Source organism: Segatella copri, from assembly GCF_015074785.1.
Classification (GTDB): Bacteria; Bacteroidota; Bacteroidia; order Bacteroidales; family Bacteroidaceae; genus Prevotella.
This window is the reverse complement of sequence record NZ_CP042464.1, coordinates 430,099-442,387: the sequence shown is the minus strand read 5'-3', so window position 1 is coordinate 442,387 and position 12,289 is coordinate 430,099. Positions and strand designations below refer to the sequence as shown.

The 12,289-nt window shown below is 46.9% G+C and carries 9 protein-coding genes; 7 read left to right on the top strand and 2 right to left on the bottom strand.

The annotated features are described in order from the left end of the window. The first annotated feature begins 5 nt into the window (after positions 1-5). The 4 genes from yidC (at position 6) to FO447_RS01775 (ending at position 3,694) form a co-directional block, all read left to right on the top strand. On the top strand, positions 6-1,943 hold the full coding sequence (gene yidC, locus FO447_RS01790; RefSeq protein WP_200757398.1) for a membrane protein insertase YidC: 1,938 nt from the start codon (positions 6-8) through the stop codon (positions 1,941-1,943). Positions 1,944-2,161: 218 nt separating this feature from the next. Further along, positions 2,162-2,368, top strand: a complete 207-nt coding sequence (locus FO447_RS01785; RefSeq protein WP_117692622.1) for a helix-turn-helix transcriptional regulator — start codon at positions 2,162-2,164, stop codon at positions 2,366-2,368. A gap of 12 nt (positions 2,369-2,380) precedes the next feature. Next, complete coding sequence (locus tag FO447_RS01780) at positions 2,381-2,749, top strand: HipA N-terminal domain-containing protein (RefSeq protein ID WP_200757396.1); 369 nt, start codon at positions 2,381-2,383, stop codon at positions 2,747-2,749. 3 nt (positions 2,750-2,752) lie between these two features. Continuing rightward, positions 2,753-3,694, top strand: coding sequence for a HipA domain-containing protein (locus tag FO447_RS01775; protein ID WP_200757394.1), 942 nt, complete (start codon positions 2,753-2,755; stop codon positions 3,692-3,694). 129 nt (positions 3,695-3,823) lie between these two features. Here the strand turns inward: FO447_RS01775 and FO447_RS01770 are convergent, their stop codons facing one another. Beyond that, complete coding sequence (locus FO447_RS01770; protein WP_118139612.1) at positions 3,824-5,287, bottom strand: DUF1846 domain-containing protein; 1,464 nt, start codon at positions 5,285-5,287, stop codon at positions 3,824-3,826. 198 nt (positions 5,288-5,485) lie between these two features. Here FO447_RS01770 and FO447_RS01765 point away from each other — a divergent pair, with 198 nt between their 5' ends. Continuing rightward, positions 5,486-6,769, top strand: coding sequence for an O-acetylhomoserine aminocarboxypropyltransferase/cysteine synthase family protein (locus FO447_RS01765; RefSeq protein ID WP_200757392.1), 1,284 nt, complete (start codon positions 5,486-5,488; stop codon positions 6,767-6,769). Between the two features lie 53 nt (positions 6,770-6,822). Continuing rightward, a complete protein-coding gene (locus FO447_RS01760) occupies positions 6,823-8,985 on the top strand; it encodes a S9 family peptidase (protein ID WP_200757390.1) in 2,163 nt (720 codons plus the stop codon). Between the two features lie 535 nt (positions 8,986-9,520). Here FO447_RS01760 and FO447_RS01755 read toward each other — a convergent pair. Continuing rightward, positions 9,521-11,047 (bottom strand): peptide MFS transporter, encoded by a 1,527-nt coding sequence (locus FO447_RS01755; protein ID WP_117692635.1) that lies wholly within the window; start codon positions 11,045-11,047, stop codon positions 9,521-9,523. A 302-nt stretch (positions 11,048-11,349) separates the two neighbouring features. Here FO447_RS01755 and FO447_RS01750 point away from each other — a divergent pair, with 302 nt between their 5' ends. Further along, positions 11,350-12,225: a sigma-70 family RNA polymerase sigma factor gene (locus FO447_RS01750; protein WP_006847025.1), complete on the top strand. Its 876-nt coding sequence runs from the start codon at positions 11,350-11,352 to the stop codon at positions 12,223-12,225. The last annotated feature ends 64 nt before the right edge of the window (positions 12,226-12,289 follow it).

Here is a 12,289-nt window from a genome sequence, read left to right as displayed (position 1 = left end):
TAAAAATGAACAAGAACAACATTATCGGTTTCCTCCTGATTGCCGTAGTGCTGATTGGCTTTAGCTGGTATAACCAGCCATCTGCCGAAGAACAGAGAACGGCATTCGTTCAGGACTCCATCGCCAAGGCTAAACATGCCGAGATGGAAAAGGCCAGCAAGGCTGCCGCTGCTAAGCGCCAGACTAATGCCAAAGCAAAGGTTGAGGCAGACTCAACCGCCCTCTTCTATTCGGCACTCAAAGGCCAGGCTAAGAAGATTGTATTGAAAAACGAGAAGGTAGAATTAACACTCAACACCAAGGGTGCTACTGTAGAGAAGGCTGTCATCAAGGGCTATGTGGGACACAACCTGCAGGTGAAAGACGGTTCGGCTGATGCCAAGGACGTAACCCTCTTCGACGGTAACGACCAGAGTCTCAAGTTCATGCTCGAGGCTAAGGAGGCCAACATCATCACCAGCGATCTCTACTTCACTCCATCCAACGTGACCGACAAGTCTGTCACCCTGACCGCTGTGGCTGGTGAAGGCAAGACGCTCACCCTGACTTATACATTGGGCAATGACTACATGCTGCACATGAGCCTTCAGGCAAATGGCATGGCGGGTCTGTTCTCACCTAATTATAATAAGATGGATGTTGACTGGAGCGACAAGGCACGCCAGCAGGAACGTGGTTTCATGTTCGAAAACCGTTACACTACCCTCACCTACCATAATGCAGAAGGCGGTACCGACCACCTCAACGAGGGTAGCGAGAAGATTGACGAGAAAATAGAAGAAACCATCGACTGGGTATCTTTCAAGAACCAATTCTTCTCTGCCATCATCGTAGCAAAGGATAACTTCGAGAAGGATGCCTTCATGACCTCTATCCCTCAGGAGAAGGGTTCGGGCTATCTGAAGCAGTTCCAGGCTAAGATGAAGACTGCTTTCGACCCAACCGGTAAGAAGGCATCTGAGTTTGAGTTCTACTTCGGTCCTAACGACTTCCAGATTCTGAAGAATACCGAGAAGGAAAGTACCTTCGGCAAAGACTTGGAATTCCAGAAGCTCGTATACCTGGGATGGCCTATCATCCGCTGGATCAACCGTTTCTTCACACTCTACGTATTCGACTGGTTGAGCAACGTGTTCCCAATGGGTATCGTATTGATTCTCATCACCTTGCTCCTCAAGCTCATCACCTACCCTATGGTAAAGAAGAGCTACATGAGTTCAGCCAAGATGCGCGTGCTGAAACCAAAACTCGAAGCTGCTACAGCTCAGTATAACAAGCCTGAGGACCAGATGCAGAAGCAGCAGGCGATGATGGCGGAATATGCCAAGTATGGTGTAAGCCCATTATCTGGTTGCTTGCCTATGCTGATTCAGATGCCGGTTTGGGTTGCGATGTTCAACTTCGTGCCTAATGCCATCCAGCTTCGTGGTGAGAAGTTCTTGTGGATGAACGACTTGAGTACCTTCGATCCAATCTTCGAATGGAATACCAACATCTGGCTGATTGGCGACCACTTGAGTTTGACCTGTATCCTGTTCTGTGTAGCCAACCTGTTGTACTCTTGGATGACCATGCGTCAGCAGCGCGACCAGATGGTAGGTCAGCAGGCAGAGCAGATGAAGATGATGCAGTGGATGATGTATCTCATGCCATTGATGTTCTTCTTCATGTTCAATGACTACTCAGCCGGTCTGAACTTCTACTACTTCATCTCATTGTTCTTCAGCGCCGCTATCATGTGGACCCTGCGCAAAACCACCGACGACGAGAAACTCCTCGCCATCCTTGAGAAGCGCTATCAGGAGAACAAGAACAACCCTAAGAAAGCAAGCGGCCTGATGGCAAGAATGCAGGCTCTCCAGGAGATGCAGCGCAAGCAGCAGGAAGAGATGATGCGCAAGCAGGCAGAACTGAACGAGAAGAAAAATAATCTCGGAAAATAAAGATTACCAGATAAAAATGAAAGCGTAATGGATTACCTGATAAGGTGTTCATTACGCTTTTTTTGTCCCCGAAAAGGTATAATTTGTTAAATGATATTATAAATTATACCTTTTCGGGGATATTTTCATTTTTTATTCGTATATTTGCCCCCGAAAGGGTATAATATAATATTATCCCATACATAATATTACCCGATAGGGTATAAAACAACAAGAATATGAGCAATACATTATCATCATACGTCAAGGAAATGCGCAAGCAATTCGGATTGACGCAAGTAGATCTGGCAGCGAAATCGGGCGTAGGACTCAGATTCGTAAGAGAACTGGAACAGGGAAAGGAAACATTGCGACTCGATAAAGTAAATCAGGTCCTCCTCCTGTTCGGTCAGGAAATAGGCCCCGTTCCTATCACAAAAGAATAAAAATAAAATATCATGAAACAAGGAAAAATATATCTCTACGACAAATACGTAGGTCTGCTGACGGAAGACGAGACAGGCTTTACCTTCGCCTATGATTCAGATTATCTGGCATCGGATGGTGCGGAAGCCGTAAGTCTGACACTTCCCTTATCCGATGAGCCCTACCACGATACCGTACTGTTCCCATTCTTCGATGGATTAATCCCCGAAGGATGGCTGCTGAACATCGCAGAAAGCAGTTGGAAAATCAACCAGCGCGACAGAATGTCGCTCCTCCTTGCCTGCTGCAAGGATTGCATCGGAGCAGTAAGCGTGATTCCTACAAACGAATCTCCAGCAGAAGAAACGAATGGTTCATCCCATAAACAGAAAGGAGAATAAGATATGGAGAAATGTCTATATTGTTATAAACCGCTCAAGCCTGGTCAGGTAGATTACCATCCCGCCTGCGCACGCAAGCTCTTCGGCACCAAGGAAGCCCCTGTCCTACCCTACGTTAGAAAGGAAATTGGCGACCTGGCAAAACAGGTAGTGCGTGCCCAGACCACCCTCACCGGTGTGCAGGCGAAGCTCTCGCTCGATGTAAATCCGGGCGGAAAGAACGAACCATCCCGCTTCACCATCGTAGGTCTTTGGGGAAAATATATCCTCAAGCCACAAACCGACCGCTACCGCTGTCTACCGGAAATAGAAGACCTCACGATGCATCTCGCCGAAGCCGCCAAGATAGCTGTGGTTCCCCACGGACTGATTCGCTTTGCCGATGGTGAACTCTGTTATATCACCCGGAGAATAGACCGACTGGATGATGGACAAAAGGTACCGATGGAAGATATGTGTCAGCTGTCAGAGCGCCTTACCGAATACAAATATAAAGGTTCCTACGAGCAGGTAGCCAGACTCATCAAGAAGTATTCCGCCTTCTCGCAGCTCGACCTCGTGAACTATTGGGAAGTGGTCATCTTCTCATGGATTACGGGCAACGCTGACATGCACCTCAAGAACTTCTCGCTCTACAACAACCGCAAGTTGGGTTATGGCTTAACTCCAGCCTACGACCTCCTCTGCACGAAGATAGTTATGCCAGAAGATACCGAGGAACTCGCCCTGACGCTCAACGGAAGAAAGAGAAAGATTCAGAAATCTGATTTCGTCAAGGTAATGACCGCCTCGGGCCTCAGCGACAAGGTAATCAACAACATCGCCAAAAAGTTCCGCCGATCCATCGTGAAATGGCTCGACCTGATAGAAGCCTCCTTCCTGCCAGACAGCATGAAGAAGGAATACAAAAAACTGATCCTCAGCAGAGTTATGGCATTAAGATAATATCTTCGGATAAAACAAAAACAAACACCCCGAAAAGGTATAATTAATCAATCTACGAGATTAACTATAACTTTTCGGGGGTATATTGTTTAAAGCAAATTTGCTTCTTCAATAGTATCCAACCCAAATTTACTTCTTCAATACCGGCTCGCAGGTGATATCCACACCGAGCTTCTTGAAGATTTTCTGGTCTACATCACTCAGCATCACGGTGCAATGAGCCTGACAGCCGCGAAGCTTAGGCAACTGCTCCAATGCCTTCCTGCAGTTCTCATCATTCTCTGAAAGAACAGAAAGAGCTACCAAAACCTCATCCGTATGAAGACGAGGATTGTGACCACCGAGATAATTCACCTTGGTATGCTGGATAGGCTCAATCATCGACTGAGGAATCAGCTTCAATTCATGGTCGATGCCTGCCAACTGCTTGGTAACATTCAGGAGCAAGGCGGCACTACAGCCCAGCAACTCGCTGCTATGACCGCAGATAATGGTACCATCCTCCAACTCAATGGCAGAAGAGGTATGACCCGTCTCCTTCTTATGATTCTTGGCAGCTACCGTCACCTTGCGGTAATCAGTAGTAATCTTAGCCTGATTGAAGAGCATCTGAATCTTATTGATCTCATCTTCATTGCAAGCACCAGCCGCCATCTTGTTGGTAGCCGCATAGTAACGGCGGACAATCTCATTCTTGGATGCCTCGCAGCAAGCCTCATCATCAGAGATACAGAAACCAACCATGTTCACACCCATATCCGTAGGCGACTTGTATGGATTGCTACCATAGATACCCTCGAACAGCGCATTGAGCACAGGATAAATCTCTACATCACGGTTATAGTTGATGGCTATCTTGTTGTAAGCCTCCAGATGGAACGGGTCTATCATGTTCACATCGTTCAGATCGGCAGTAGCAGCCTCGTATGCGATGTTCACAGGATGCTTCAATGGGAGATTCCACACAGGGAATGTCTCAAACTTGGCATAACCGGCACGCACACCACGCTTGTTCTCATTATAAAGCTGACTCAGGCAAACCGCCATCTTACCGCTGCCAGGACCCGGTGCAGTAACAATAACCAGCGGACGCTCTGTTTCAACATAATCGTTCTGACCGAAGCCCTCGTCAGAGGCAATCAGACTCACGTTGTGAGGATAGCCCTCGATGAGATAATGGCAGTAAGTCTTGATGCCCTCACGCTCCAGACGCTGTTTGAAGGCGATGGCGGCAGGCTGGCCATTATAATGAGTGATGACAACAGAACCCACCATGAAACCACGGTTTTGGAACTCACCACGAAGGCGCAACACGTCCTCATCGTATGTAATGCCCAAGTCGGCACGCTTCTTGTTCTTCTCAATATCGGCTGCACTAATCACGATAACAATCTCGATGCTATCGCTGATTTTCTGGAACATGCGCAGTTTGCTGTCAGGCTGGAAACCCGGCAAAACTCTGCTGGCATGATGATCGTCAAAAAGTTTACCGCCCAATTCGAGGTAAAGCTTTCCGTCAAACTGTGAGATTCTCTCCTTGATGTGTTCTGACTGAATCTTCAGATACTTCTCGTTATCAAAACCTATCTTCATACTACTTTAAATAAAACTATATCGCTATTATTTTGCAAATTTGACTGCAAAAGTACAAAAAAAACTGGCTATAGAACAATGTTTTACGCAAATTATTCTTAATTCTCAAGGATTTGCCGTATCTTTGCATCTTGCAATGGGCAGCATAACATGTCATATCGCAAAAACATGAAGTTTAAAAGAAAACATAACCGACAAATGAAAAAGAATTTACGTACCGCCTCTATCTGCGTGCAGGGAGGCTATGAGCCAAAGAACGGCGAACCGATTGAAGTGCCAATTTATCAAAGCACTACTTTCAAGTATGACAACTCTGAGGAGATGGCTATGCTCTTCGACCTGAAGAAGGAAGGCTACTTCTATACCCGTCTCCAGAACCCTACCAACGATGTTGTGGCTAAGAAGATTGCCGAACTCGAAGGTGGCGTGGGAGCCGTATTAACCAGCAGCGGTCAGGCTGCCAACTTCTATGCTGTGTTCAACATCTGCGAAGCTGGCGACCATATCGTTACATCTAATGAGATTTATGGTGGTACCTTCAATCTCTTCGGCGTAACCCTGAAGAAACTCGGCATTGAGTGTACTTTCGTGAATCCGAACGATAGCGAAGAAGAAATCCAGAAGGCTTTCCGCCCTAACACCAAGGTTGTTTTCGGCGAAACCATCAGCAACCCGGGCTGCGCAGTACTCGACATCGAGAAGTTTGCACGCATTGCTCACAAGAATGGGGTGCCTCTCATCGTTGACAACACCTTCGCTACGCCTATCAACTGCCGCCCATTCGAATGGGGTGCCGACATCGTTACCCACAGTACGACCAAGTATATGGATGGTACCGCTTCACAGGTAGGTGGCGTTGTAGTAGACAGCGGCAACTTCGACTGGATGGCTCATGCTGATAAGTTCCCAGGTCTCTGCACACCGGATGACAGCTACCATGGTCTGACCTATGTGAAGGCTTTCGGCAATATGGGTTACACCACCAAACTCGTAGCTCAGCTGATGCGCGATCTCGGCAGCATCCCTGCCCCAATGAATTCGTTCATCCTCAACCTCGGTCTTCAGAGTCTCCACCTCCGTATGCGCCAGCATTGTGCCAATGCACAGAAGGTGGCAGAGTTCCTGCAGAACGATGAACGCGTGGCTTGGGTTCATTATAGCGGTCTGGAGGGCGATGAGTATCATGCGCTTGCCCAGAAGTATATGCCAAACGGCACCTGCGGTGTTATTGCCTTCGGATTGAAGGGAGATCGCGAGACAGCCATCAAGTTTATGGATTCTCTCGACATGATCAACATCGTAACCCATGTAGCCGATGCCCGCACCTGTGTGCTCCATCCAGCCAGTCACACCCATCGCCAGCTCAGCGAAGAGCAGCTGAAGGAAGCAGGTGTTGCGCCAGATCTGATTCGCCTCTCTGTAGGTATCGAAGATGTAGAAGACATCCTCGATGATATCAAGCAGGCTTTGGATCAGATTTAAGACAAATAGGATACATAACAACAAAGCAACATTATAACAGTAAAAATAGAAACATGATTAAAGCTATGATTTTAGCTGCTGCGGCTCTCACGATGGGCACAGCAGCTGATGCACAGACTATGATTCAGAAAAATGACATCAAGGTAGAAAACCACCTGATGACTCCTGAGGCTCTCTGGGCAATGGGACGTATCGGTGGCGCCGAAGCTTCGCCTAACGGCAAGCAGGTGGTGTACCAGGTAGGTTACTACAGTGTAAAGGAAAACAAGGGTCATCAGATGCTCTTCATCATGGATGCCAACGGCAAGAACCAGAAGGCATTGACCACGGATGCCAAGAGCGAGACCGATGCGGCATGGATTCAGGGCGGACAGAAGATTGCCTACATCCGCGACGGACAGCTCTGGAGCATGAACCCTGACGGTACAGGCAGAAAGCAGCTCACCAACGACAAGTTGGGCATCCAGGGTTTCCGCTTCTCTCCTGACGGCAAGAAGGTAATCCTCATCAAGGAACTCCCTTACCACGGAACCATCAAGGAGAATCCTTCTGATCTTCCATTGGCTACCGGCCGTCTCGTAACTGATATGAACTATCGCCACTGGGACCACTACGTAGAGAGCCTTCTCCATCCTTTCGTGGCTGATGTGGCTGAAGACGGTACCATCAATACCGGCGAAGACATCCTGAAGGATGAACCATTCGAGTGCCCTATGGCTCCATTCGGTGGCATCGAGCAGCTGGCATGGAGTCCGGATTCCAAGACAATCGCCTACACCTGCCGTAAGAAGGAGGGCGTTCAGTATGCCATCTCTACCGACTCTGATATCTACCTATATAATATAGGTACGCGCGAGACAAAGAACCTCTGCAAAGAGGCTGGCTATGTAGAGCCTAAGATTGATGCTACCAAGAGCATGAAGAACCAGGCTGTCAACGCTCCTGAGAATCTGAAGAACAATCCGGGTTACGACGTGAACCCTCAGTTCTCTGCTGACGGCAAGTACATCGCTTGGCAGAGCATGGCTCGCGATGGCTACGAGAGCGACCGCAACCGCCTCTGTGTTTACGAACTCGCTACCGGCAAGAAGAACTATGTATCAGAGAAGTTCGACTCTAGCGTAGAGGGCTTCGTATGGAACAAGGACAATAAAAGCCTCAGCTTCATCGGTGTATGGCACGGAACCCTGAACCTCTATCAGGCTAACTTCAAGGGCGAAGTAAAGCAGATTACCAACGAGTGGGCTGACTACGGAAGCATCTCGCTTGCCAACAACGGCAACAAGCTTCTCGCTACCAAGGCTAGCATGAGTCATCCTACTGATATCTACATCGTAACTCCAGGCAAGGATGCCAAGACTACCAAGGTAGAGCAGATTACTCGCGAGAACGACCATATTCTGAACCAGTTGAATCTGGGTAAGTGTGAGCAGCGTTGGGTAAAGACTACCGACGGCAAGCAGATGCTGGTATGGATTATGTTGCCATCTAATTTCGATGCCAACAAGAAGTACCCTACCCTTCTCTTCTGCGAGGGTGGTCCTCAGAGTCCGGTAAGCCAGTTCTGGAGCTACCGCTGGAACATCCAGATCATGGCAGCCAACGGTTATGTAGTCGTATTGCCTAACCGCCGCGGTCTCCCTGGCTTCGGAAGCGCATGGAACGAAGAGATTTCTGGCGACTGGACAGGCCAGTGCATGAACGATTATCTTTCAGCTATTGATGATGCTGCAAACAATCTTCCTTACGTAGACAAGGATCGTTTGGGTTGTGTAGGTGCCAGCTTCGGTGGTTTCTCAGTATACTATCTCGCCGGTCATCACAACAAGCGTTTCAAGGCATTCCTCTCTCACGATGGTGCTTTCAACCTGGAGAGCATGTACACCGATACAGAGGAGGCTTGGTTCTCTAACTGGGAATACGAGGATGCTTACTGGAACAAGGACCAGAGTGCCAACGCCAAGAAGACTTACGAGAACAGTCCTCATAAGTTTGTAGACAAGTGGGATACTCCAATCCTCTGCATCCACGGCGAAAAGGATTACCGTATCAATGCCAACCAGGGCATGGGCGCCTTCAATGCAGCCCGCATGCGTGGCATCCCAGCCGAGCTCCTCATCTATCCTGATGAGAACCACTGGGTATTGAAGCCACAGAACGGCGTGCTCTGGCAGCGCACCTTCTTCGGATGGTTAGACAAGTGGTTGAAGAAATAATATATTAAAAACGAAAAAAACGAGGTAACAGGTTACGCCTGATACCTCGTTTTTTCCTTAAAGACTTTTAAGCCATTTTTTACCTGATTTGGTACTTAACCAAATATTTAATACCAAAGCTACTACTCCAGTACCAGCCAATGTCATAATTAATGCTTCCATATCTTTACAATTTAGAAATTCTGTACCCAATCGTAGACAACAAACTTGTAGTAACTAAACCAGTAACAAAGAGCCAAACACTAATAGTTGTTACATCTTCCTTTAAAAACATAGTTACTACATCTCCCACAACCATAGCTGTGAAAGTAGCCTTAGCCAAATCATAGAAGAATTTACTTAAGTTCTCGCGGCTAGACCTTAACTTTTCTCTATCTTCCCGAGCTGTCATACGCTTTTATATTTAAAACATTGCAAAAATACAACTTTCTTTTCAAACTAGCAAAGAAAAAGATGTTTTTTTCTGGAAATATGATAAAAAAGGCTTGCTTCGAAAAATGAAGCAAGCCTTTTTTATATATTATAATTCTAAGATTTAGCTTACGCGATTCAACTTCTTGATGATAGAGAAGATGAAGAGAGCTGAAACCAGACAGATACCTGCGAGAACACCCCAGATGGCAATGAGGTTGAAGTTCTGACCCCACATGATGCCAGGAATCATAACCAACTGGTTACCGATGGCTGTTGCACCGAACCAGAGACCCATCATCAAACCAGCATACTTTGGAGGAGCTACCTTCGATACAAATGAAATACCAATTGGAGAAAGCAGAAGCTCTGCGAATGTAAGGATGAGGTATGTAGAGATGAGGAGGTTAGCACTTACACGTGTACCCTCTGTAGCAGGATCGCCCTGTGTCAAAGGAAGCTCCAAACCCATAGAACCTACAGCCATCCATACAAAACCGAGAGCAGCAACGAGCATACCCAAACCTATCTTCTCTGGCGATGTAGGCTCCTTGCCAATCTTGTGGAGCCATGAGAACAAAGCAACGCTCACTGGTGTCAATGCCACTACATAGCATGGGTTGAACTGCTGGAAGATAGGAGCCTCAACATCTACGGCACCTTCAAGGTTGCTGTACTTGTAGAAGAGGAAAGCGATGGCAGCAACGATGACGCCAAGAGAGATGCCCTTACCCTTGCCAGTCTTGCTCTGTGCCAGACCGAAACAACCGTAGACCACGAAGATGCAGGCTACGAGGTTGGTAACGTCGAATGCCATTGACTGCAGACCCTCTGAAGTCTTCTGTGTATAATCGCGGGCAAAGAGTGTCAATGTATTACCGTTCTGATGGAAAGCCATCCAGAAGAAGATAACCACAGCGAATACGAGACAGAGGCAGATGATGCGCTCCTTGGTCTCAGCCTTAGAAAGTTCGTTTGTCTCCTTGGCAGAAGTCTTATCATCCTTACTCTTGGTCTCAGAAGCAAGAACATGCTTGTATGTAAAGCTGAAGGCATAGTAGATAGCGATACTAACAATAAGCGAAGCACATGCCACGGCGAATGCGAAGTGGTATGAATCTTCCACCGACACGCTCAGGCTCTCCTGCGCCCACTTCATAATCTTGATGGCAGCAGTAGGAGCAAACATAGCACCGATGTTGATAGCCATATAGAAGAGCGAGAAACCGGAATCACGGTTGCTGGCATACTGTGGCTCGTCGTAGAGACGGCCTACCATCACCTGCAGATTACCTTTGAACAAGCCAGTACCCAAAGCGATGAGGATAAGTGAAATGCCCATGGCAGCAATGGCAACGGTGTCCTTGCCAAGAGGAAGCGAGAGAACAAGATAGCCAATGAACATGATGAAGATACCTGTGGTAACCATACGTCCAAAGCCAAACTTGTCGGCTGCGATACCACCGATGATAGGAAGGAAATAAACCATCATCAGGAATGTAGAATAAATAGTACTTGCCAATCCAGTTTCAAAACCGAAATTGGCCTGCAAATAAAGCAAGAACACAGCAAGCATGGTGTAATAGCCGAAACGCTCACCCGTGTTTGCCAAAGCTAAGGCCCACAGACCTTTTGGTTGATTCTCAAACATAATTTTTTGTTTTGTTGTTATTTTATTATTTAGTTATTCTTTTCTCGCAATTTTTGTGCAAAGATACATAAATTATTCCATATTTCAAACTTATTGCACCAAAAAGCGCACTTCACATAGCATTTTTCTACTAGGAACCGGCTAAAATTCTAAAAAACAGACAAATCAGATTAAAAAAATCCGTTTATATTACAACGTAATTGCATTTTTTTTCGTACCTTTGCATCCCGAAACCATGAGGAGGTTTCGGGATACACAAAAATACTTCAAAAAATTCTAAATAGAAAGGTAAAAGGATATTTATGAGACAACTTAAGATTAGTAAGAGTATAACCAACCGTTCCAGTGAAGCACTCGACAAGTACTTGGTGGAGATTGGTAGAGAGCCTATGGTCTCTATCGATGAAGAAATCGAACTTGCCCAGAAGATTCGCAAAGGCGGTCGTGAGGGAGAACGTGCCAAGGAGAAATTGGTAAAAGCAAACCTTCGTTTCGTTGTATCTGTTGCTAAGCAATATCAGCACCAAGGCCTTTCTCTTACCGACCTCATCGACGAGGGTAATATCGGTTTGGTAAAGGCTGCTGAAAAGTTTGACGAGACCCGCGGCTTTAAGTTTATCTCATACGCCGTATGGTGGATTCGTCAGAGCATCCTGCAGGCTATTGCCGAGCAGAGCCGTATCGTTCGCCTGCCTTTGAACCAGGTAGGTGCATTGAGTAAGATTAGTGCAGAAATCAGTAAGTTTGAGCAGGAGAACCAGCGCAAACCTTCTGTTGCTGAGCTCGCTCAAATCACAAAGATGGAAGAAAGCAAAATCGACCAGACTATCAAGGCAGATAATCACCACATGAGTATCGATGCTCCATTCGGTAGCGACGATGATGACAATGCGATGGTCGACGTGATGGCTTCGGGTGATGACAGCCGTACCGACAAGGGTGTAGACTTCGAGTCTATGGCGAGCGAGCTTGACCGCGTTCTCAATTCTGTATTGAAAGACCGTGAGCGCAAGATTCTGTGCTACTGCTATGGTATCGGTTGCCACGAGAAGGGTTTGGAGGAAATCGGCAGCGAGTTCAATCTTACCCGTGAGCGTGTTCGCCAGATTCGCGAAAAGAGTATCATCAAGCTCCGTGATAGCGGTAAGATCAAAATCTTGATGAAGTACTTGGGATAAAGTAAGTGAAGAACGAATAGTGAAGAGTGAAGAATTCTTTTGCTTTTCTTCACTAGGTTTTGAA